Source organism: Streptomyces sp. NPDC039423, from assembly GCF_055598725.1.
In genome coordinates this window covers 528,872-550,473 of record NZ_JBVKAH010000005.1, presented here as the reverse complement: position 1 = coordinate 550,473, position 21,602 = coordinate 528,872, and the positions used below count along the sequence as shown (strand labels likewise).

The 21,602-nt window shown below is 74.0% G+C and carries 18 protein-coding genes and 1 pseudogene; 10 read left to right on the top strand and 9 right to left on the bottom strand.

The window, feature by feature from the left end; translation table 11 throughout:
• Positions 1–2,097: a YncE family protein gene (locus tag ACZ7LK_RS19780; protein WP_471142197.1), complete on the top strand. Its 2,097-nt coding sequence runs from the start codon at positions 1–3 to the stop codon at positions 2,095–2,097.
• Positions 2,098–2,279: 182 nt separating this feature from the next.
• On the opposite strand, the gene ACZ7LK_RS19775 is transcribed toward ACZ7LK_RS19780, so the two are convergent.
• Positions 2,280–3,242, bottom strand: a complete 963-nt coding sequence (locus tag ACZ7LK_RS19775; protein ID WP_392274348.1) for a dihydrodipicolinate synthase family protein — start codon at positions 3,240–3,242, stop codon at positions 2,280–2,282.
• Positions 3,243–3,339: 97 nt separating this feature from the next.
• Here ACZ7LK_RS19775 and ACZ7LK_RS19770 point away from each other — a divergent pair, with 97 nt between their 5' ends.
• Positions 3,340–4,308 (top strand): LLM class flavin-dependent oxidoreductase, encoded by a 969-nt coding sequence (locus ACZ7LK_RS19770; protein ID WP_392274347.1) that lies wholly within the window; start codon positions 3,340–3,342, stop codon positions 4,306–4,308.
• Positions 4,309–4,314: 6 nt separating this feature from the next.
• On the opposite strand, the pseudogene ACZ7LK_RS19765 reads toward ACZ7LK_RS19770, so the two are convergent.
• From ACZ7LK_RS19765 to ACZ7LK_RS19730, 8 genes and pseudogenes are all read right to left on the bottom strand, one after another.
• A pseudogene (locus ACZ7LK_RS19765) lies at positions 4,315–5,662 on the bottom strand (MFS transporter).
• 8 nt (positions 5,663–5,670) lie between these two features.
• Positions 5,671–6,306 (bottom strand): ArsR/SmtB family transcription factor, encoded by a 636-nt coding sequence (locus ACZ7LK_RS19760; RefSeq protein WP_471142192.1) that lies wholly within the window; start codon positions 6,304–6,306, stop codon positions 5,671–5,673.
• Between the two features lie 227 nt (positions 6,307–6,533).
• Entirely contained in the window at positions 6,534–7,673 is a 1,140-nt protein-coding gene (locus ACZ7LK_RS19755; protein ID WP_469464297.1) for a DegT/DnrJ/EryC1/StrS family aminotransferase, read from the bottom strand.
• Entirely contained in the window at positions 7,670–8,434 is a 765-nt protein-coding gene (locus tag ACZ7LK_RS19750) for an amidohydrolase family protein (RefSeq protein WP_471142188.1), read from the bottom strand. Before ACZ7LK_RS19750 ends, ACZ7LK_RS19755 begins: the two co-directional genes overlap by 4 nt.
• A complete protein-coding gene (locus tag ACZ7LK_RS19745; RefSeq protein WP_469464296.1) occupies positions 8,431–9,138 on the bottom strand; it encodes an amidohydrolase family protein in 708 nt (235 codons plus the stop codon). Before ACZ7LK_RS19745 ends, ACZ7LK_RS19750 begins: the two co-directional genes overlap by 4 nt.
• Positions 9,135–9,938 (bottom strand): carbohydrate ABC transporter permease, encoded by an 804-nt coding sequence (locus tag ACZ7LK_RS19740; RefSeq protein ID WP_392274341.1) that lies wholly within the window; start codon positions 9,936–9,938, stop codon positions 9,135–9,137. The genes ACZ7LK_RS19745 and ACZ7LK_RS19740 overlap by 4 nt, the downstream gene beginning before the upstream one ends.
• The gene (locus ACZ7LK_RS19735) at positions 9,938–11,122 is read right to left on the bottom strand and encodes a carbohydrate ABC transporter permease (protein ID WP_471142184.1); all 1,185 of its coding nucleotides are present in this window, start codon (positions 11,120–11,122) and stop codon (positions 9,938–9,940) included. Before ACZ7LK_RS19735 ends, ACZ7LK_RS19740 begins: the two co-directional genes overlap by 1 nt.
• Positions 11,119–12,384 carry an ABC transporter substrate-binding protein gene (locus ACZ7LK_RS19730; RefSeq protein ID WP_392274339.1) on the bottom strand — a complete coding sequence of 422 codons (1,266 nt, stop codon included), beginning with the start codon at positions 12,382–12,384 and terminating at the stop codon, positions 11,119–11,121. The genes ACZ7LK_RS19735 and ACZ7LK_RS19730 overlap by 4 nt, the downstream gene beginning before the upstream one ends.
• A gap of 341 nt (positions 12,385–12,725) precedes the next feature.
• Between ACZ7LK_RS19730 and ACZ7LK_RS19725 the strand changes: the two genes are divergently transcribed.
• The 8 genes from ACZ7LK_RS19725 to ACZ7LK_RS19690 all read left to right on the top strand — a co-directional run bounded on the left by ACZ7LK_RS19725 (position 12,726) and on the right by ACZ7LK_RS19690 (position 21,531).
• Positions 12,726–13,124, top strand: a complete 399-nt coding sequence (locus ACZ7LK_RS19725) for a cell division protein SepF (protein WP_392274338.1) — start codon at positions 12,726–12,728, stop codon at positions 13,122–13,124.
• A 75-nt stretch (positions 13,125–13,199) separates the two neighbouring features.
• Positions 13,200–14,366 (top strand): AAA family ATPase, encoded by a 1,167-nt coding sequence (locus tag ACZ7LK_RS19720; RefSeq protein WP_471142181.1) that lies wholly within the window; start codon positions 13,200–13,202, stop codon positions 14,364–14,366.
• A complete protein-coding gene (locus tag ACZ7LK_RS19715) occupies positions 14,363–14,743 on the top strand; it encodes a nucleotide pyrophosphohydrolase (protein WP_392274336.1) in 381 nt (126 codons plus the stop codon). Before ACZ7LK_RS19720 ends, ACZ7LK_RS19715 begins: the two co-directional genes overlap by 4 nt.
• Positions 14,744–14,868: 125 nt before the next feature.
• Positions 14,869–15,336 carry a DUF6099 family protein gene (locus tag ACZ7LK_RS19710; RefSeq protein WP_392274335.1) on the top strand — a complete coding sequence of 156 codons (468 nt, stop codon included), beginning with the start codon at positions 14,869–14,871 and terminating at the stop codon, positions 15,334–15,336.
• Positions 15,337–15,498: 162 nt separating this feature from the next.
• Positions 15,499–16,422 (top strand): LLM class F420-dependent oxidoreductase, encoded by a 924-nt coding sequence (locus tag ACZ7LK_RS19705; protein WP_392274334.1) that lies wholly within the window; start codon positions 15,499–15,501, stop codon positions 16,420–16,422.
• 65 nt (positions 16,423–16,487) lie between these two features.
• Positions 16,488–18,005: a 3' terminal RNA ribose 2'-O-methyltransferase Hen1 gene (locus ACZ7LK_RS19700; RefSeq protein WP_471142176.1), complete on the top strand. Its 1,518-nt coding sequence runs from the start codon at positions 16,488–16,490 to the stop codon at positions 18,003–18,005.
• Positions 18,002–20,560, top strand: a complete 2,559-nt coding sequence (locus ACZ7LK_RS19695) for a polynucleotide kinase-phosphatase (protein ID WP_471142173.1) — start codon at positions 18,002–18,004, stop codon at positions 20,558–20,560. The genes ACZ7LK_RS19700 and ACZ7LK_RS19695 overlap by 4 nt, the downstream gene beginning before the upstream one ends.
• A gap of 227 nt (positions 20,561–20,787) precedes the next feature.
• Positions 20,788–21,531, top strand: a complete 744-nt coding sequence (locus ACZ7LK_RS19690) for a class I SAM-dependent methyltransferase (RefSeq protein ID WP_471142171.1) — start codon at positions 20,788–20,790, stop codon at positions 21,529–21,531.
• Positions 21,532–21,602: the final 71 nt, after the last annotated feature.

Here is a 21,602-nt window from a genome sequence, read left to right as displayed (position 1 = left end):
ATGGAACGCAGGCGACTGCTCAACGCCGGAGCCGGGGTCACCCTGGCGGCAGTGGCGGGACAGACCATCACCCCCAGCGCGGCGCACGCCGCCACGACAGGCGCGGCCGGAACCGGAACCGGAACCGGAACAGCACCGACCGACGACCTGGGCACGGCCGGACACCGCTGTTCCGGCACCCCGGTCTCCACCCACGGCGTCGCGTCCCTGACGGCGGCGATCGTCGGCACGACCGTCCTCGGCGACCATGCCTACGTCGTCGCCCGGGGCCAGAACCCCACCCTCGTCGGCGAGATCGACCTGACGACCAGAAAACTCGTCAGAACCTTCCGGCTCGACCGCGGCGACGGCGGCTGGGCGGCCACGGTCTCCGGCGGCCAGGTGTACATCGGCACCTACCCGTTCGCCGACATCCACCGCATCGACCCCGCCACCGGCACCGTCGCCCGCATCGGCACCATCGGCCCGGCCGGCGGCTTCGTCTGGTGCCTCACCACCGCCCCCGACGGCACCGTCTACGCCGGCACCAGCCCGCGCGGCGAGGTCTGGGAGTACAAGCCCCAGACCGGCACCCTCCGCAACCTCGGCGCCGCCATGGCCGGCGAGCAGTACGTCCGCGCCATCGCCGCCGACGACCGGTACGTGTACGCCGGCACCCTGCCGCGCGGCTTCATCGTCGCGTACGACCGGACCACCGGCGTCAAACGGAACATCACCCCCGAACCGTACGGCGGCGCCTCCGCCCTCCTCGCGCGCGGCGGCCGGGTCCTGGGCTCCTTCGGCAGGTCCATCGTCGACCTGGCCCCCGACGGCAGTGACGCCAAGGTCATCCCCGTCCCGGCCCCGGAACGCATCGCCGACGCCATGACGATGACCGCCGACGGCACCCTCTACTGCGTCGGCCGGCCCAGCGGCACCGTCTACCGGCGCGACGGCGACAGGCTCGTCGCGGTCGCCGCGCCCGCCACCGGCGACGAACACCGCGCCCTCGTCCCCCTCCCCGACGGCAGGATGCTCGGCGCCGTCGGCAGCGGCCGGCTGTGGTGGCTCGACCTGGCCACCGCCAAGGCCGAAGTCGTCGAGCTGATCGACATCGGCCTGTCCGGCCCCGACCCCGTCCAGTCCGTCGCGTACGAGGCCGGTGGCACCGTCCACGTCGGCGGCCACTACTCCCTGACGACCCACCGGCCCGCCCACGGCACCTCCAAGCGCATCCGCATCCCCGGCGAGCCCAAGCAACTGCGCGTGGTCGGCGGCAAGGTGTACGCGGCGATGTACCCCAGCACCGAGTTCCTGGAGATCGACCCCCGCCGCGGCAAGGTCCGCTCCATGGGCTTCATCGAGAACGACCAGCAACGCCCCACCGACATGGCGTACGTCCCCGAACAGGACCTCCTGCTGGTGGCCAGCGCGCCCCCGGCCGGCGGCCTCAAGGGCGCCCTCACCCTGGTGGAGCGCTCACGCGGCCGGCTCACCGTCCACAAGGACGTCATCACCGACCAGAGCGTCATGTCCGTCGCCCTCGACGACCGCATCGGCCACCGCACCGCCTACCTCGCCGGCGACACCTGGGGCGGCGGCAGCGTCACCCCGACCCGGCCCAACGCCACCGTCGTCGCCTACGACCTGCGCCGCCGCACCGTGCTGTGGGAGGTCACCCCCGTCGAGGGCAACGCCAGCTTCCAGCACATCGAGGTCCACGACGGCATCCTGTACGGCGTCTACAAGCGCCAGTCGGGCAACTGGTTCGCCATGGACATCGAGTCCCGCACCGTCCTCAGGACCGGCAAACTCCCCAGCTACGGCGAGATCAGCGTCCACTTCGGCCAGGTGTACGCCTCCGTCTTCGGCGGCTCCGTCTACCGGCTCGGCCCCCTGGAGGGCGAGGACGGCGAGGCCGAGCTCGTCCTCGGCGGCCTGGGCGACGGCTGGTACAACCCGCCGCAACTGGCCTGGGAGCGCGCCACCTGGCACGCCTGGGGCGTCGCCACGCGCGCCCTCGCCCGGCTGCGGCTCGACCCGCTGTGCCCGTCGGGAACCCCCTCCCGGATCACCGCCCAGTACGAGGCCGTCCTCAAGGGACTGCTCGCCAACTGACGCCGTTTGCCCCGGGGCCGCTTCGGCTCCGGGGCGCTCGGCCTCTTTGGGGCTCGGTTCGGCTCCGGGGCGCTCAAGCGTGTGCCGACGGTCGATCGTGCTCGACCCCTCGTCCCTCGGGGGCCTCCGCGCGTTCTCCCTCTCGGCACCCGCCACGCCCCTTCGCCTCACTCGCCGGCGGGTTACCGCGCCGGGTGCTTGGCGAGCGCCTCCAGGCAGTCCACCACCGCCCGGCGCTCCGACTCCGGCAGACGCGGGCCGTACGGGTCGTGCGCCGCCTCCTCCGGGACCAGGCCCTCCCAGACCGCCGCCCACAGCATCCGCTGCACATAGCCTTCGATGGGCGCGACGAACGTGGCCGCGGCGAACCGGTCCAGCCGCGCGGACGCCCGCACGAACCGCTCGTGGTCGCCCTCCCGCCAGCCGTCCAGCACCGCGCTCGTCAGCGGCACCCGGGCCGCCGCGATCCCGACCAGCGCCGTGTCCGCGCCCCACATCAGCGACGGCCCGAACATCCGGTCCTCACCCGTGATGACCAGCCGCCCGCTCGACCTGGCCGCCCCGATGGCGTCCTGACAGGCCATCGCCCGGTCCAGCGTCGCCAGCTTGAGGCCCACCGCCGACGGCAGGCCCAGCAGCCGCTCCACCAGCCGGGGCGGGTAGGGGTAACCCCCCGCCTCGCCGTGCAGGAAGAACCCCACCACCGGCAGCCCGCTCGCCGCCGCCACCCGTTCGTGCAGCTCCACCGCCGCGTCCTCGTCCCCGGCGAGCTGCGCCAGCGGATAGACCATCACCGCGTCCGCGCCGCCCTCCGCGGCCGCCACCGCCATCGCCACCGTCGCCTCCACCGCGCCGTCCCGGTCCGGAGACCCGGCCGCGCGCGGCACCCCCGCCCCCGCCACCACCGGCCCGTCGACGGCCTCCCGCCACACGGCCAGGACCCGCCGGCGGTCCTCCTCCGACAGATACAGCCCCCGCCCGGTATGGGCCCACACCGCCACCCCGCCGATCGGCTCCGCGGCGATCCGCTCCGCGTACCCCCGCAGCGCCCCGAGGTCCACGACCCCGGCCGCGTCCATCGGAGTCGCCACCGCCGGCAGGACGGTGCCCCGCAACCGCCGTACCAGGTCCTCAGCAGCCGACATGGGTGAGCTCCCGTCTGTCGCGGTCGTCGCCGACACGCTAGCCTTTACGGTCCGGACCGTAAAGGAAGGGCCCACCGAGGAAAGGGACGGCGCTCTGATGCGACTCGGCCTGTACGTCAACCTCTACGCGGACCGGGCCGACCGGCCACGTCTCGCCGACGCCGTCGAACAGGTGCGCCTCGCCGAACAGGCCGGCTTCACCTGGGCGGTCCTCGGTGAACGGCACCTGCACCGGCCCGGCTACCACGAGGCCGTCACCTCACTGGCCTACCTCGCCGCCCACACCGACCGGATCGGCCTGGCGACCGCCGGCCTCATCGCACCCGTCCACCACCCGGTGATGCTGGCCGAGACGCTGGCCCACGTCGACGTCCTCTCCGGCGGCCGGCTCACCGCCGGTTTCGTCCTGGGCTACCGCCCCGAGGAGTTCGCCCTGTACGGCACCCGGCCCCAGGAGCGCGTGTCGCGCTTCGAGGAGGGCCTGGAGCTGATCACCCGGCTGTGGACCGAGGACGAGGTCACCCACCGGGGACGCCGCCACACCGTCGAGGGCGCGTTCCTGTCGCCCCGGCCCGTCCAGCGCCCGCGGCCCCGCATCTGGAACGGCGGACGCGTGCCCGCCGCCCTGGAACGCACCGCCTGGACCTGCGACGGCTGGACCACCTCGTTCAACGAGACCGACGAGGAACTCCCCAAGAAGATCGCCCAATACCGCTCCTTCCCCCGCGGGCCCCGCTCCCTCGGCTCGGAGGTCATCGTCTGCCGCGAGGGCTACGCCGCCCCCACCACCGCCCGCGCCCGCGCCGCCCTGGAAGTACCGCTGCGCGGCCTCTACGACGCCTACGGCGACTGGAAGCGCACCTCCGCCGACGCCGCCCGCTACGCCCAGCCGTGGGAGGACATCACCGCCCGGTCGGTCATCGGCTCGACCCGCGAGTGCGCCGAACGCATCGCGCAATACGAGGAGATGGGCGCCGACGGCATCGTCCTGCGCGTCCAGCCCCCCGGCATGCCGCAGGCCGACGCGCTCCGCGCCATCGAGGCGTTCGGCGCGCTCACGTCCTAGCGGCCCTCAAGGCCCCGGCAGCACCTCGCCCGAGGGCGGCGGATGCCCGGTCCCGGCCCCCGCCCCGGCGGGCGGCGCGGCGACCGGCTCCACCCGTACGGCCCACAGCGCCGCGCCCGCCAGCAGGGCCAGGGCCGCCACCAGCCATGGCAGCGGACCGGCCGGCAGGAACCCCGCGACCAGGCCCGCCAGGGCGCCGGCCGACTGGAGCGCGAGGGACTGCACGGACAGGGCGGTGGCGCGGGTCGCGCTGCCCACCGACCGGTGCAGCAGGTCGTTCTCGTTCGGGCCGGCGGCGCCCATCCCCAGGTACACCAGCGCGTAACCGCCCGCGGCGAGGACCGCCGGAGCCGTACCGCCGAAGGCGGCCGTCACGCCGAGCAGAAGCAGGCCGGCCCCGCTCACCGCGAGGCTCACCAGCGCGGCGGGCGCGCTGCCGCCGGCCAGCCGGGCGACGAGCGGCGCGCCGTGGCTCCCGGCCGCCGTGCACAGGAACCCCCCCGCAGGCCAGCACGGCGAACAGCACGGCCCCCGACTCCGGCGCACCGGTGAAGCGGGCCGCCCGTCCCGGAGCGAGGAGTTCGACGGTGGCGAGCGCCGCACCGGCCGCCGCCGCCGTCAGCAGCACCCGGCGGACCAGGCGCTGCCGTACGCCCAGCCGCAGTCCGTCCGCGATCGTCGCCGGAACGCCGCTCAGCACCGTCCGCAGCGTCGCGGGCGGCCGGGGCGGCTCGGGCAGGGCGGTCAGCACGTAGCCGACGTACCCGGCGCAGACGGCCGCGCCGAGGAGCCCGGGTGCCGAGAGCGGCAGGACGAGCCCGTCGGTGGCGCGGGCGAGCCGGCCGCCCGGGCCGGTGCCGGTGGCGGGACCGAGCAGGAGCGGCAGTACGCCGCCGGCGAGCGTTCCGGTGGCCAGCGCGACGGCACACGCCGTACCGCCGCGGGCCAGGCCGGCGCGCAGGTCGGCACCGGGCCCGGAATGCGCCTGGACGGTGTCGACGAACCACGCCTCGGCCGGCCCGCTGGACAGGGCGCGGCCCGCCCCCAGCAGGAGCATGGCGGCGGTCAGGGCCCACAGCGTGGTGCCGAGCACCAGCAGGGTCAGGGCGCAGACGTTCAGCAGCCCCGCGAGTGCCAGCACCGCCCGGCGGCCGACCACGTCCGACAGGCCGCCGGTGGGCAGCTCCAGCACGGACACGGTCACCGAGTAGACCGCGAACAGGCCGGCGACGGCGGCGAGGCCGAGACCGCGTTCCGTCAGCAGCAGGACCTGGGACGGCAGGTAGAGCCCCACCGGCAGCCAGAAGAGGAAGGTGACGGCGGCGAACCGGCGGCGCGCGGTGACCGGGCCCAGGAGCTTCCTCACGGCGCGTCACCCGCCGGGTCGGGCCCGGAGGACGGCGTGCCGAGGGGGAGACCGGCGAGGAAGAGGACGACCTGCTCGGCGCGCGGGTCGCCCTCGTCGCGGGCGGCCAGTTCGCCGACGGTGCGCTCGACCACCGCGAACAGCTCGGACAGGGACTCGGGCGTCAGCCGGACCAGCAGGTCCATCACACCGGACGGCTCCAGCCAGGCCGGCGGGACCCGCCCGGCGTCCAGGTCGCGCTGGTGCCGCGCCAGGGACCGCTCGAAGTGGTCCGCCTGGGCGCGGTGGACCGCCGCGAGGAACGCCCGTCCCGTGCCGTCCGAGCCCGCCACGGCGGCGTTGCTCCAGGACGTGACCTCGTGCACCGCCCGCCAGCGCCGCTCGCGGCCGTCCCGGTGCTCCGCCTCGGCGATGAAGTCGTACTTGGCGAGGACGCGCAGGTGGTAGCTGGTCGAGGCGGACGACTCGCCCGTCCGCGCGGCCAGTTCGCTGGCGGTGGCGGGACCGTCCTGCCGCAGCAGTCCGAGCAGGCGGATGCGCAACGGGTGAGTCAGGGCCTTGAGGGCGGCCGTGTCCTCCTGGGGGTCGAGGACACGACGGCCGGCGGTGCCGGGGACGGCTTCGTCGGTCATGCGGGTGAGGGTAGGGGGGTGTTCCCGCTTCGCCAACAGGTTTTTGCAAAACTTCTTCGGCGAACGTGGTGGGCGATCCGGCCACGGTGGAGCGGCTCGCCGTCCGGACGGGTTGTCGGTTCGGGCGGGCTCGTGGGCCGGGCGGGTTGTGGATCGGGCGGCTCGCCGTCCGGCGCGCGGGGCCGGGCGGTCGCCGGTCGCGCGCGCATGCGTCAGGCGGGCGTGCGTCAGATGGGCGGGCCCGGGCGCCGCTGGACCGCGAGCGCCGCGCGGGCGACGTACGCCACCGCCTCCGCGTCCGCCATCAGCATCGGCTGCCGCACCCACACCACCCCCGTCTCCGCGGCCTCCGCCACCGGGCACGGCGCCCGGGTCGCCACGTACGGCAGGCGGCTCAGCGACCGGTAACCGGCGTCCAGCGGCACCCCCTCGGCGGCCATCGCCGCCAGGAACGCGGCCTGGGACCGGCCGCCGAAGGCCTCGGCGTCGTACCGCAGCATCGCCAGGTGCCAGGTGTGGCGCGTCGTCCCCGGCGGCGCCGGGACGAGTTCCAGGCCCGGCACCCCGCCGAGGGCCTCGGCGAGCGCCGCCGCGCCCCGCGCACGACGGTCGATCCCGCTGTCCAGGAGGCCGAGCTGCGGGTGCAGCAGCGCCGCCTGGAACTCCGTCATCCGCATGTTCCAGCCCGGCTCCGGGTGCTCGTACCAGCCGCCCGACCGGGTCCGGCCCACGTTGTGCAGCGACCACACGCGCTCGTACAGCGCCCGGTCACCGGTCACCACGATGCCGCCCTCCCCGGCGGTCATCGCCTTGCCGGACTGGAAGCTGAAGCAGGCCACGTCCCCCAGCGAACCCGCCGGGCGGCCGTGCCGGGCCGCGCCGTGCGCCTGCGCCGCGTCCTCCACGACCGGCGGGCCGAGCGCCCGCAACGCCTCCGTGTCGGCCGGCGCCCCCGCCAGGTGCACCGCCATCACCGCCTTCGTACGCGGCCCGACGAGCGCCCGCGCGGCCACCGGGTCCAGGTGCAGGGTGTCCGCGGTGACGTCGGCGACGACCGGTACCGCCCCCGCCAGCGCCACCGCCGTCGCACTGGCCACGAACGTGTACGCGGGCACGATCACCTCGTCCCCGGGCCCCACCCCCAGCGCCCGCAGCGCCAGGAACAGCGCGACCGTGCCGTTGACGGTGCACACCCCGTGGGCCACACCGGCACGCCGGGCGAACGCGGCGGCGAAGTCCTCGGTGAGGGTGCCGCTCGTCGCCCCCCACCGGCCGCTGTCCAGCACCCGCAACAGGGCCCGCCGCTGCTCGCCGGTCGCGGGCGGCGGCCATTCGGGCCATTCGGGCCGCTGCGGCGGCCCGCTCACACGATGTCCTTCAGCAGCCGGTCCATGGTGCCGTGCAGGACCATCTCCCGGTCCTCCTCCGGCAGTCCGGCCAGGAGCACCCGGCCGAGCCCGGTCCGCAGGTCCAGGAACACCGCGTCCGAGCCGAACGCCACCCGGTCCGCCCCGACTCCGGCGACCATCCGGGTGAGGTGCCGTGCCGTCATCCGGGACCCGCACGTCTCCAGCACCAGGTCCGGGCAGCGCCCCGCGGCCTCCACGGCCGGGCCGAGCCCCTGCGGGAACAGCCCCGCGTGCCCCATCAGCAGCGGCACGCCCGGGTGGCGGGGCGAGACGGCGGCGAAATGGCGGGCGTCGGACCAGGCGCTGCCGTGCTGGCTGTGCGCGAGCACCAGCCGGCGGTGCTCCGCGGCCGCCTCGAACGCGGGTGTGTAGGCACGGTCGTCGAGCGCCGTCTCGTGCACCTCCGGGTGGAGCTTCACCCCGATGACCCCCGGCACCGCCAGCAGGTCCCGCAGCCGCTCGGGGGCCTGCGGGTCGTGCGGCTGGTACACGGCCCAGCCGAGGAGGCGGCCGGGATGGGCCCGGAGGGCGTCGAGCAGCAGGGCGTTCCCGGCGCGGGCGTCGGGGCCGACCGCCAGCAGGTGCGACACGCAGGCGGTGGCGACACCGCAGCGGTCCATCATGGCGACCAGGCTCTCCGCCGACCCGTCCGGGACGGCGAAGGCCGGCCACCGGCCGATGTGCCCGTGCGCGTCCACGACGTCCATGGCCCCGCTCACGCCGCACCGCCCATGAGCCGCAGCGCGTTGCCGCCCGCGATCAGCGCGGCGTCGTCCGGCGGCAGGTCCAGGGTGTCCAGCAGGTACCGCGGACCCGCGTCGTCCGTGACGGGCGCGCCCGTCCCGAACAGCACCCGGTGCGCGCCGTACCGGCCGGCGATCCACTCCACCTGACGGTGGCCGCAGAGCGTCGAGGTGTCGACGTACAGCGAGTCGTGGGCCTCCAGCAGCTCGGCCAGCTCGCGCAGCGCCCGGTAGCCCGTGCCGGTCAGCACGGTGCGCGGGGCGGGCGCGGCGGACGCCAGCGCGTGCACCTCACCGGCCGTCACCTCGTCCCAGGGGAGGAGTACGGTCGTGCCGGCCGCCGCCAGCTCGGCGAACAGCCGCCGGGCGTGCGGGCCGGTGACGGACCAGCCGTGCCGCCGGGGGCACAGACGCACCAGCGGGGCGCCGCCCGTCCACGGGCCGGTGCCCAGGGGGCCCGGCACGAGCACCGGCACGGGGAGCAGCCGGGGGTGGGTGACCCCGGCCAGCGCCTCGTTGCCGTCCCGGGGGTCGCCGTGCACGGCGTAGGAGTGGATGACGCACGCCGTGTCGATGCGCAGCCGGTCCAGCTCGGCGACGAGGCCGGTCTCGTCGCGGCTGGGCACGTCGTCGTGGGGGAGGGGGCCGAGGACGCGGTTGACGTCGACGACCGCGGTCATGACTTGAGGCCGCTGGTGGCGATGGAGTCGGTCAGGTACCGCTGGAGCAGGCCGAAGACGAGCAGGCACGGGATCACGGTGATGGTGGCGCCGGCCATGATCTGGTTGATCGTCACGTTCTCCCCCTCCAGGGTGGCGAGCCCGACGGTGAGGGTGCGCATGCCTTCCGACTGGCCGATGACGAGCGGCCACAGGAAGTCGTTCCAGTGCCAGAGGAACACGAACACCCCGAGGGTGGCGAGGACCGGCCGGATCAGCGGCAGGACGACGGTCGTGAAGACCCGCCACTCCGACGCCCCGTCGATCTTCGCCGCTTCGAACAGCTCATCGGGCAGTTGCACGATGAACTGCCGCATCAGGAAGACCGCCTGTGAGTTCGCCAGGGTCGGCACGATCAGCCCCCAGTACGTGTCCACGCCGCCCATCTCGGAGACGAGGATGTAGTACGGGATGAGGGTCGCCTGGAACGGCACCATCAGGGTTGCCAGGAACGACCAGAACAGCACCTCGCGCCCCGGGAAGCGCTTCTTGGCGAACGCGTACCCGGCCATCGACGCGAACAGCAGGATCAGCAGTACCGACACCAGCGAGTAGACCAGCGAGTTGAGCGCCCAGCGGGTGATGTCCGCGCTGTCCAGGACGTCGGTGAAGTTCCGCAGGGTGGCACGGGTGATGTCGAGGGCCCCCGGCAGGGTGCGGCCCCCGGGTGGCGCGAACGCCACCAGCACCATGATGACGAAGGGGGTGACGGTCACCAGCGCGACCAGGACCAGCAGGACCGGCAGCCTCAGCCGCGCCATCAGTCCTCCTCCCTTCCGATGAGCCGTCGCTGGACGAGCGAGAAGACGAGCACGATGAGGAAGAGGACCAGGCCGATGGCGCTGGCGTAGCCGAAGTCGAAGAACTTGAAGCCGGAGTCGTAGAGGAAGTACACCAGGGAATAGCTGGCCCGCACCGGGCCGCCGGCGGTCATCACGTACATCGCGTCGAAGACCTGGAAGGCCTGGATGGCCTCGATGACCAGGACGAAGAAGAGCACCGGCCGCAGCAGCGGCAGCGTCACCCAGCGGAAGCGCTGCCAGGCGCTCGCACCGTCGATGGTGGCCGCCTCGGCGACCTCCCGGGGGATGGACTGGAGCCCCGCGAGGAGGATCAGCATCGAGTAGCCGAACCCCTTCCAGGCGGAGGCGGCGGCGATGGACGGCAGCACCAGGGACGCGTCGCCCAGGAAGTCGACCGGACCGGTCCCGAGGGCGCCGAGGACCGCGTTGAGCGGACCGTCCTCCACCTCGTAGATCCACTTCCAGATGACCGCCGCCAGCACGATGCTCGTCACGTACGGCAGGAAGAACAGGCCCCGGAAGAAGCCCCGCAGCCAGAGCGTGCGGTGCAGCAGCACCGCCGTGCCCAGCGCGAGCAGCACCGTCATCGGCACATACAGCGCGGTGTAGACGGCGGTGACGCCTAGGCTCTGCCAGAACAGGTCGTCGCCGAGAAGGCGGGCGTAGTTGCCCGCGCCGATGAAGTCCCACTCGCCGCTGAGCCGGTAGTCCGTCAGGGACAGGAACGCGGCCCCGAGGGTCGGGCCGAACCGGAAGATCAGGAAGAGCACCAGCATCGGCCCCACGAACGCCAGCCCGACCAGCGCCTCCCTCCGCCGCGCCGGACTGCGCCGGCCGTCTCCGCGCCCCTTCCCCGGCGGGCCGGCCCGCGAAGGAGCACCGGGCCCGGCCGGAACGTCCGCCGGCACGTCCGGCGGGGCGCCCACCGGGCGGGCCGGGCGCACGGGGGCACCCGCGCGGGGTTCGGCGCCCGGGGGAGCGACGGGCCCTCCGACTACGGCCGCCCCGGCCACCGGCGCCCCGATCACGGGGGTGCCGACCGGAAGGGAGGGGGACGCGGCCGCGTCCCGGTCCGCCGGGGAGCCGGGCTCGGAGGGGTCCGGCTCCTCGGGGAACGCCTCGCGCGGCTCGACCTTGCTCAACGCTGCCGCGCCAGCAGGTCGTCGCCCTCCTTGGCCGCTGCCTCCAGCGCCTGCTCGGGTGTCTTCTTGCCGGTGAGCGCGGCCTGGATCTCCGGCGTGATGAGCGCCATGAGCTGGCGCGCGGCCGGGTGCGGTTCACCCGGGAAGGTGTTGGCCAGGGCCGCCTCGTACGCCCTGGCGAAGGGGCCGCCGTGGGGCACGGTGACGTCCGTGCGCGGGGAGAAGAAGCCGCCAGCCTTGCCCATGGACGCGATCTGCGCCGGCTCGGTCATGTACGCGATGAACTTCTCCGCCCCGGCCAGGTTCTTCGTCCGCGCGTTGATGCCGAGGCCGCCCGGCATGCCGAAGCAGACCTGTTTGCGGGGCCCCGCGAGGGCGGGACCGACGATCACGTTGTCCTTCCCCCAGGTCTTCTCGGCGAGGGCCGCGTCGGACGGCGTGTTGGTGTAGCCCATCGCCACCTGCTCCTTGCCGAGGGCGTGGTCGGTGAAGAGGTTGGCGTTGGTCAGGGCGGACCTGGGGACGGCGCCGCTCTTGTAGAGGTCCACGAGGAAGGTGAGCGCCTCGACCCCCTCGGGGCTGTTGAAGGCGGTCTTCCTGCCGCTCTCGTCGAACACCCGGCCGCCCGCCTGCCACAGCAGCGGGTAGAAGCTCATGTTGAGCGACGCCTCGTTGCTCGCGGAGTAGTCGAGGGTGGCGACACCGGCCTGCTTCAGTTTCGGCGCGGCGGCCTTCAGGGCGTCCCAGGTGGCGGGGGGTTCCTTTATCCCGGCCTTGTCGAGCAGCTTCTTGTTGTAGAGCGTGCTGGTGACGGTGTGGTAGATCGGCGCCGCGTAGACCTTTCCGTCCTGGGTCATGGCGTCGAGGGCGGCCGGGCGGAAGGCGGCACGGGACTTCTCGATGGCCCGGTCCACGGGCTGGACCGCGCCGTTCGCCTGGAACTGCGGGATCTGGTCCGGACCGAGCAGGACCACGTCGGGGCCCTTGCCGCTGCCGAAGGCGGTGGCGAGCTTCTGGTCGCGGTTCTCCCAGGGCAGTTGTTCGATGGTGAGGTCGAGGTCCTTCTGGGCGGCCTCGAAGCCCTTCTCGATGCCGTCCCAGTAGGCGGCATTGGCCTTCGGATCCATGATCACCGGGTACATCCAGACGGTGACCTTGTTCGACCCCGAGCCGCTGTCACCGCTGGTGCACCCGGCCGCGGTGAGCGCGGTGAGGGTGAGGAGTGCGAGAGGAACGGTGGCGCGCTTGAACCCTGTCTTCATGCTGGGCCTCCGGAAGGCCTGTCAAAACCTGGACAGTTTCGGCCTGGGCCGAAAGTAGCTGGGCTGTTTTGCACTGTCAATGCTGCGCGGCCGCGCCGTCCGGGGCCACCCGGCAGGCCACCGTGACGGCCCTGGTGCCCGCCCCCCACTCTTTCGGACGACACGTCACCTGACGTTGCGACGCGCGGCACTTCCACCTCCGGCCGACCGGCGTGACCGCCCGTCACCTCCCGGCCCGCCCCACCGCCCGGGCGTGACCGGACGACCCGCACGACCGACCGGTTCGGACCGGCGCCGTGTCGCAGTTGGGCCGAACGGGTGAGGGGGGCGAGGATAGGCGTATGAGTAGGTACGAGAGGTACGACGTCACCGACGAACAGTGGGAGGGCCTGGCGCAGGTCGTCCCGCTGAGGGGGCGCAACGAGTGGCCGTCCAGGGTCGACCACAGCACGATCCCGCAGGACTACGAGGCCGCCGAGCAGCGCCGCATGGTCGTACTGCGGGTGCAGGTCTTCGCCGACGCGCGGGAGGTCGCCGAGTACCTCGTCGCGCAGGTGCCCGTCCTGCTGGACCTGACGGCGGCCGACACGGACGTGGCCAAGCGGATCCTGGACTTCAGCAGCGGTGTGGTCTTCGGCCTCGGCAGCGGCATGCACCGCGTCGACCGGAACGTCTTCCTGCTGGCGCCGGCGGGCACGGAGGTCGAGGGCGTCGCCGCCGCGGCGGTTCCGCATTCCTAGGCGGTTTCCCCCGATCGTAGGAGAGCCGACCGGGCGGAACGGTTCAGCGGGACACGTGCTCGTACGGTCCGAGTCATGCACGCAACCAGCACCGCCATCGCCCCGACGTCCTCCACCGCGCCGGCCCGCCCCGCCGTCACGGAACTTCGGCTGTCCGCCTTCAAGGCCCACCGCGCCGCCGCCTTCCGGCTCGCGCCGGTGACCCTCTTCGCGGGGGCGAGCGGCACCGGCAAGTCGAGCGCGTTACAGGCGTACGAAGCGCTCGCCCTGCTCGGCGCCGGCGCCCCGCTCGACGCCGCCTTCCCGGACCCCGTCGGCTGCGTACCCGAACGCGCGGAGGCGGACCCGGAGGGGCGGCGCGGGTTCCGGATCGGCTGCACCGTGGACGGCCCCGCCGGACCGGTGCGCCTCGACCTCGCCGTCCAGGCCGAACCGGAACTGCGGGTCGTCGGCGAGCGGCTCACCGACGGCGGCGGGCGCACCCTGCTCACCACCGCGCTGCGCGACCCGGGCCGGCGTACCGTGCAGGCCGAGTGGCACACCGCCGGGTCGGTTCCGGTCACCCGCGCCCCGCTCCCCGGGGACCGGCTCGGCACGGCCCTGCTGCCGCTGCGGGTGGCGGGCAAGACCGAGGGGCAGCGCCATGTGCTGGCCGCCGCCGAGCAGGTCGTCGTCGCCCTCCGGTCCGTCTTCCCGTGCGATCCGCAGCCCCAGCGGATGCGGGCGCCCGTGGCCGCGGGCGACGGACGGCTCCGGCGCGGCTGCGACAACCTCGCGGAGGTCCTCCACCGCACCCGCACCGGCTGCCCCCGCCGCCACGCCCGGCTGGCCGCGGTCGCCCGGGCGGGCTGCGCCGGCCCCGTGCGCGAGCTGGCCGTCGAGGAGCTCGCCGACGGGGCGGTGCGGGCGGTCCTGGGCCGGGACACGGCCGGCGGCACGCCCCTCGGACGGCTCGGCGACGGCGAGCTGCGCTACCTCGCCCTCGCGCTGGTGCTGCTCACCGGTCCGGGCGTGCTGGCGATGGACCCGGCCGCCGAGGTGCCCCACGCGATGCAGACCCTCACCGTCCTCGCCGACGGCTTCGACCGCTCCCTCGACCGGCGCCAGACCCGCGAACTCTCCGGCCTGGCCGCACAGATCTGCGCCGAGGGGCACATGCGGCTGGTGGGGACGATCGGGGAGGCGGGGGCCAGGGCCGCGCGCGGACGCGCCGGGGTCACGGTGGTAGACCTGAACCCGTGACGGAACTGGATGTGCAGGGATTGCAGCGCCGGCTCGCCGAGTTCGCGGCCTCGCGGGAGTGGCAGCCGTACCACAAGCCGAAGAACCTGGCGGCGGCGCTGAGCGTCGAGGCGGCCGAACTGCTGGAGATCTTCCAGTGGCTGACGCCCGAGGAGGCCGACCGGGTCATGGAGGACCCGGAGACGGCGCACCGGGTGGCCGACGAGGTGGCGGACGTGCTGGCCTACCTGCTCCAGTTCTGCGGTGCGCTGGGCGTCGATCCGCTGGCCGCGCTGTCCGCCAAGATCGACCGCAATGAGGTGCGTTTCCCGGTCGGACGGCCGCCCGGACGTGCCGCGCGGGCGACATCGACACCGGATCGTCACTCTACGGAGTGATCCACTTATCCACACTGAGCTTCCTGTCCACAGATTTCCGAATTCCCCTAGCTTTTGGGTCCGTTCACCTTCACTCTGGGTAGTGAATAGATGGGCGGACAGTCGTACGAACGGGGGCGGCGTACATGGAAGCGGAGCGGCTCATCGCGACCGGCCGGCGCGCCCTGGCGGACAGCCGGGTGGCGTGGGACATCGTGGGGGAGGCCTGGCAGGCCCAGATGCTGGCGCAGGCGATCGGCAGCCACCTGGCTCAGTGCGGCCCGATCGAGCTGAGGGGCGAGGCACGCGGCCTCAGCGAGATAGGCAGCCGCGGCGGGACGGCCCCGGACCACCCGGCCCGGGCGCTGCGGCTGACGGTGGTGGCGGACGTGCGGATCACGTTGCTGAGCCTGGGCGCGCTGCTGGGCGAGGTGGGCCTCGCCCTCGTGGGCGTCGCCTGCGCCACCGACGAGGAGGGGCTGTACTGGCAGTGCATCGAGGCGATCGACGCCGCGGACGAGGCCGGTGACCGGGTGCGCGTGATGCTCCGCCGGCTCGCCGTGCGCGAGCGCGCCAGACCCCCCGACCCCGCGGACTCCTCCGCGGGTGCCTAGGGCGTGACGGGGAAGGGCGACGGAGAGACGACGCGCCGGTATCCGCCGCCGGCGCGCGGGCCGGGGGGCACTGGCGGGGAGCCTCGGGGAACGGAGGATCCACGAGGTTCACCCGGCGGGGACGGCCCGGTTGACGCGCGGCCGACGGTGCAGGATGGAGGCATGGATCTTCGAATCTTCACCGAGCCCCAGCAAGGGGCGAGCTACGACACCCTGCTGACCGTCGCGAAGGCCACGGAGGACCTCGGCTTCGACGCCTTCTTCCGGTCCGACCACTACCTCCGCATGGGCTCCGCCGACGGGTTGCCCGGCCCGACGGACGCCTGGATCACGCTGGCCGGCCTCGCCCGGGAGACCAGCCGGATCCGGCTGGGCACGCTGATGACGGCGGGGACGTTCCGGCTGCCCGGGGTGCTGGCGATCCAGGTCGCCCAGGTCGACCAGATGTCCGGCGGCCGGGTCGAACTGGGGCTCGGCGCGGGCTGGTTCGAGGAGGAGCACACGGCGTACGGCATCCCCTTCCCGAAGGAGAAGTTCGCCCGCCTGGAGGAGCAGCTGGCGATCGTCACCGGCCTGTGGGCCACGGAGACGGGCGACACCTTCTCCTACGACGGTACGTACTACCAGCTCACCGACTCGCCCGCGCTGCCCAAGCCGGCCCAGGCCAAGGTGCCCGTCCTGATCGGCGGGCACGGCGCGAAGCGCACCCCGCGGCTCGCGGCGCGGTACGCGGACGAGTTCAACATCCCGTTCGCCTCCCTGGAGGACAGCGAGCGGCAGTTCGCCCGGGTGCGGGCGGCCGCCGAGGAGGCCGGGCGCGCCGCCGGAGACCTGGTGTACTCCAACGCGCTGGTCGTCTGCGTCGGCAAGGACGACACGGAGGTGGCCCGCCGCGCGGCGGCCATCGGACGGGAGGTGGAGGAACTGAAGGCGAACGGGCTCGCCGGCTCGCCCGCCGAAGCCGTCGACAAGATCGGCCGGTACGGGGAGCTCGGCTCCTCGCGCGTCTACCTCCAGGTCCTCGACCTGGACGACCTCGACCACCTGGAGCTGATCTCCTCGCAGGTCATGTCCCAGCTCCCCTGACACCCGGCCGAGGGCGGTGGAAAACCCCTGGTAGGGGCGGTGCGCGCCGGGCGATACTCGGACACGTGTTCCTGACGATCAGTACCACCGGTACCCCAGAGCGCCCCGCCACCGACCTCGGCTTCCTGCTGCACAAGCATCCCGACAAGGCGCAGGCGTTCTCCACCGCGCACGGCACGGCGCACGTCTTCTACCCGGAGGCGTCCCCCGAGCGCTGCACGGCGGCGCTGCTGCTGGAGGTGGACCCCGTGGCGCTCGTCCGGCGCGGCAGGGGCAAGGGCCGGGGCGGCGCGCCTGACTCGGCGCTTGCCCAGTACGTCAACGACCGGCCGTACGCGGCGTCGTCGCTGCTGTCCGTCGCGCTGAGCACCGTGTTCAAGAGCGCGCTGCGCGGGGTGTGCGCCGCTCTGCCCGGACGGGCGGACCAGCCGCTGCCGCTGCGGATCGAGGTCCCGGCGATGCCCGCCCGGGGCGGTGCCGAGCTGGTCCGGGCGCTCTTCGGCCCGCTGGGCTGGACGTCCGTCGAGGCCGAGCCGGTGGCGCTGGACGAGCGGTTCCCGGGGTGGGGCGACTCCCGCTACGTACGGCTGGTCCTGGAGGGGGAGCTGCGGCTCGCCGACGCCCTGCGGCACCTGTACGTGCTGCTGCCGGTCCTCGACGACGCCAAGCACTACTGGGTGGCGCCCGACGAGGTCGACAAGCTGCTGCGGGCCGGTGAGGGCTGGCTCGCCGACCACCCTGAGCACGAGCTGATCACCCGCCGCTACCTCGCGCGCCGCTGGAACCTCACACGGCAGGCGATGGAGCGGCTGGAACTGGTCCGGCTGGCCGAGGCCGACGGTGTGGACGTCGAGGAGATCGACAACGCCGTCGACGAGACGACCGACACCGAGGACCGGCCCGTGCCGCTCGCCGAGCAGCGCCGCGAGGCCATCCTCCGGGCGCTCCGCGCGGCGGGCGCCGCCCGGGTGCTCGACCTGGGCTGCGGACAGGGCCGGCTCGTGCAGGCGCTGCTCGAGGACGTCCGGTTCACCGACGTCGTGGGCGTCGACGTGTCCGTCCGGGCGCTGACCGTCGCCGCGCGCCGGCTGCGGCTGGAGCGCATGGGCGAGCGGCAGGCCGGGCGCGTGACCCTGTTCCAGGGATCGCTCACGTACACCGACAAGCGGCTCGCGGGCTATGACGCCGCCGTGCTCAGCGAGGTGATCGAGCACCTCGACCTGCCGCGGCTGCCGGCGCTGGAGTACGCGGTGTTCGGGTCGGCGCGGCCCACGACCGTGATCGTGACGACGCCGAACGTCGAGTACAACGTCCGCTGGGAGACGCTGCCCGCCGGGCACGTCCGCCACGGGGACCACCGGTTCGAGTGGACCCGCGCGGAGTTCCGCGCCTGGGCGCACGAGGTGGGGGAGCGGCACGGGTACGGCGTGGAGTTCGTCCCCGTCGGGCCGGACGACCCGGAAGTCGGGCCGCCCACGCAGATGGCCGTGTTCACCCTGGACACCGCCGGCACCCCGGGTGCCGACAGCACCACCGGCACCACCGGCACCGCCGGGGCCGCCGACGAGGAGAAGGCCGCATGACCGAGACCACCACCCACACCACCGCGACGCGCGGCCGCCGGCTGCCGGTCACCGACCTGTCCCTCGTCGTGCTCATCGGGGCGACCGGCTCCGGCAAGTCGACCTTCGCGCGCCGGCACTTCAAGCCCACCGAGGTCGTCTCCTCGGACTTCTGCCGGGGGCTCGTCGCCGACGACGAGAACGACCAGAGCGCCAGCGGTGACGCCTTCGACGTCCTGCACTACATCGTCGGCAAGCGCCTCGCCGCCGGGCGCCTGACCGTCGTCGACGCCACCAACGTGCAGCAGGAGAGCCGCCGGCAGCTCGTACGGCTGGCACGGGAGCACGACGTCCTGCCGATCGCCATCGTCCTCGACATGCCCGAGGAGGTCTGCGCCGCGCGCAACGCCGGCCGGCCCGACCGCGCAGGCCTGCCCCGTCACGTCATCCAGCGGCACCGCCGCGAGCTGCGGCGCTCACTGCGCGGCCTGGAGCGCGAGGGCTTCCGCAAGGTGCACGTCCTGCGCGGCGTGGAGGAGGCGGAGACCGCCGAGGTCGTCCTGGAGCGGCGGTTCAACGACCTCCGTCACCTCACCGGTCCCTTCGACATCATCGGTGACATCCACGGGTGCAGCTCCGAACTGGAGACCCTGCTCACCACGCTCGGGTACGAGGACGGGGCGCACCCCGAGGGGCGCACGGCGGTCTTCGTCGGCGACCTCGTCGACCGCGGCCCGGACAGCCCCGGTGTACTCCGCCGCGTCATGGGCATGGTCGCGGCCGGCAACGCCCTGTGCGTGCCCGGCAACCACGAGAACAAGCTCGGGCGCTGGCTCAAGGGCCGGCAGGTGCAGCGGACCCACGGCCTCGCCGCGACGATCGCCCAGCTTGAGGGGGAGAGCGAGGAGTTCCGCGAGCAGGTGCGGACCTTCATCGACGGGCTCGTCAGCCACTACGTCCTGGACGGGGGCCGGCTCGTGGTCTGCCACGCCGGACTGCCGGAGAAGTACCACGGCCGCACGTCGGGCCGGGTGCGCTCGCACGCCCTGTACGGCGACACCACCGGTGAGACCGACGAGTTCGGACTGCCGGTGCGCTACCCGTGGGCGGAGGACTACCGGGGCCGTGCCGCGGTGGTGTACGGCCACACCCCGGTGCCCACCACCTCCTGGGTCAACAACACCCTCTGCCTCGACACCGGGGCGGTGTTCGGCGGGAGGATGACCGCGCTGCGCTGGCCGGAGCGGGAACTCGTCGACGTACCCGCCGAGAAGGTCTGGTACGAGCCGGTCAAGCCGCTCGTGACGGAGGCGCCCGGCGGGCACCAGGGCCGGCCGCTGGACCTGGCGGACGTGCACGGGCGCCGGGTCGTCGAGACGCGGTACGCGGGCAACGTCGGCGTGCGCGAGGAGAACGCGGCGGCCGCGCTGGAGGTCATGAGCCGCTTCGCGGTGGACCCGCGGCTGCTGGCGTACCTCCCGCCGACGATGGCGCCGACGGCCACGTCCCGGGAGGACGGCTACCTGGAGCACCCGGCGGAGGCCTTCGCGCAGTACCGGTCCGAGGGCGTCGACCGGGTCGTGTGCGAGGAGAAGCACATGGGGTCGCGCGCGGTGGCGCTGGTGTGCCGGGACGCGGACGCGGCGCGGACGCGCTTCGGCGTGGAGGGGGCCACCGGCGCGCTGCACACGCGGACCGGGCGGCCGTTCTTCGACGACCCGGCGATGACCGAGCAGGTCCTGGAGCGGCTGCGCGCGGCCGCCGGCGCGGCGGGGCTGTGGGACGACCTGGAGACCGACTGGCTGCTGCTGGACGGCGAACTGATGCCGTGGTCGCTCAAGGCGGCCGGTCTGCTGCGCTCCCAGTACGCGGCGGTCGGCGCCGCCTCCGGCGCGGTGTTCCCCGGCGCGGTGGCGGCGCTGGAGGCGGCGGTGGGCCGGGGCGTCGACGTGGCCGGGCTGCTGGACCGGCAGCGGGAGCGGGCGGCGGACGCGGCCGCGTTCACCGAGGCGTACCGGCGCTACTGCTGGGACACGGAGGGGCTGGAGGGCGTGCGGTTCGCGCCGTTCCAGATCCTGGCGGTCCGGGGCCGGTCGCTGGCGGACGTGCCGCACGACGAGCAGCTCGCACGGCTCGACCGGCTGGTGGAGCACGACCCGACCGGTCTGCTCCGGACCACCCGCCGGCTGGTCGTCGACACCGGTGACGAGGCCTCCGTCCGGGCGGGCGTCGACTGGTGGCTGGAGCTGACCGGCGCGGGCGGCGAGGGCATGGTCGTCAAGCCGCTGCGGGCGCTGGTGCGCGACGGCAAGGGACGGCTGGTCCAGCCGGGCGTGAAGGTGCGCGGCCGGGAGTACCTGCGGATCATCTACGGCCCGGAGTACACCCGCCCCGAGAACCTGACGCGGCTGCGGGAGCGCCACCTCGGCCACAAGCGGTCGCTCGCGCTGCGCGAGTACGCCCTCGGCCTGGAGGCCCTCGCCCGCCTCGCCGACGGTGAACCGCTGTGGCGCGTCCACGAGGCGGTGTTCGCGGTGCTGGCCCTGGAGTCGGAGCCGGTCGACCCCCGCCTGTGACGCGCGGCCGGCCCCCGGTCCGCCCGGACCGGGGCGCCGGGCCGCCACCCGTGCGTCCGCCCCGGCCCGTACACACGGCCGGGGCGCGGCCCGGATCTTCGTGCTTTCCGCCAGTACGGCGGCCCGGCCGGATGCGTAGAGACTGCCAAGCACGGATCACCGCCCGTCCCCGGGGGGGCGGTGGGCCGTCGCGAGGGCATGACCACGCACACGGGAGGACGGCACACGTGAGTGCGCAGCAGCAGTACGACGAGATCGGTGAGGCGTACGAGGGCTTCAAGGGGCTGCCGTTGGAGCAGTACGCGGTGGTGCCCAGCTTCTTGCGCATGGTCGGGGACGTGCGCGGGAAGTCGGTCCTCGACCTCGCCTCCGGCACCGGCTTCTACAGCCGGGAGTTCCGGCGGCGCGGCGCCGTGGACGTGCTCGGCATCGACATCTCCGGCGAGATGGTGGCCGTGGCGCGGAAGCTGGAGGAGCGCGACCCGCTGGGTGTGCGCTACGAGGTCGGCGACGTGTCCGCGCTGCGGACCTTCGAGCGGCCCTTCGACGTGGGCCTGGCGGTCCAGTTGCTCAACTACGCGCCGGACATCGCCACCACCGAGCTGATGTGCCGCAACATCCACCGGAGTCTGAAGCCCGGTGCCGAGCTGTTCCTGCTCAACCAGTCGCCCGACTTCCGCTTCGACGGGCCGACCCCGGAGCGCTACGGCTTCCGCAGCGAGCTCACCGGCGAGGAGGTCGAGACCGGACCGCGGGTGCGGACCACCGCCCTGCTCGACCCGCCCGTCTCGTTCGTCGCCAACCGGCCGCGCCGCGAGGTCTACGAGACCTGTCTGGAGGCGGCCGGGTTCCGTGAGGTGGCCTGGGTTCCGCTGAAGGTGTCCGACGCGGGCCTGCGCGCGTTCGGCGCGGACCACTGGGCGGACTTCCACGCCAACCCGCCGCTGGAGATGCTGCGCTGCCGCGCCTGACACCGGGAAACCGGTGGGGTACGAGGGATGTCGGGCCGTGCACGGGTGAACCGGGGCTCGCGCGGTGAGGA

Bases quoted from the DNA above. Each gene is read 5' to 3' on its own strand.
- ACZ7LK_RS19745 (WP_469464296.1), bottom strand. From the start codon at position 9,138: ATGACCGCGGTCGTCGACGTCAACCGCGTCCTCGGCCCCCTCCCCCAC.
- ACZ7LK_RS19775 (WP_392274348.1), bottom strand. From the start codon at position 3,242: ATGTCGGCTGCTGAGGACCTGGTACGGCGGTTGCGGGGCACCGTCCTG.
- ACZ7LK_RS19770 (WP_392274347.1), top strand. From the start codon at position 3,340: ATGCGACTCGGCCTGTACGTCAACCTCTACGCGGACCGGGCCGACCGG.
- ACZ7LK_RS19720 (WP_471142181.1), top strand. From the start codon at position 13,200: ATGCACGCAACCAGCACCGCCATCGCCCCGACGTCCTCCACCGCGCCG.
- ACZ7LK_RS19760 (WP_471142192.1), bottom strand. From the start codon at position 6,306: ATGACCGACGAAGCCGTCCCCGGCACCGCCGGCCGTCGTGTCCTCGAC.
- ACZ7LK_RS19780 (WP_471142197.1), top strand. From the start codon at position 1: ATGGAACGCAGGCGACTGCTCAACGCCGGAGCCGGGGTCACCCTGGCG.
- ACZ7LK_RS19710 (WP_392274335.1), top strand. From the start codon at position 14,869: ATGGAAGCGGAGCGGCTCATCGCGACCGGCCGGCGCGCCCTGGCGGAC.
- ACZ7LK_RS19705 (WP_392274334.1), top strand. From the start codon at position 15,499: ATGGATCTTCGAATCTTCACCGAGCCCCAGCAAGGGGCGAGCTACGAC.
- ACZ7LK_RS19740 (WP_392274341.1), bottom strand. From the start codon at position 9,938: ATGGCGCGGCTGAGGCTGCCGGTCCTGCTGGTCCTGGTCGCGCTGGTG.
- ACZ7LK_RS19730 (WP_392274339.1), bottom strand. From the start codon at position 12,384: ATGAAGACAGGGTTCAAGCGCGCCACCGTTCCTCTCGCACTCCTCACC.
- ACZ7LK_RS19725 (WP_392274338.1), top strand. From the start codon at position 12,726: ATGAGTAGGTACGAGAGGTACGACGTCACCGACGAACAGTGGGAGGGC.
- ACZ7LK_RS19695 (WP_471142173.1), top strand. From the start codon at position 18,002: ATGACCGAGACCACCACCCACACCACCGCGACGCGCGGCCGCCGGCTG.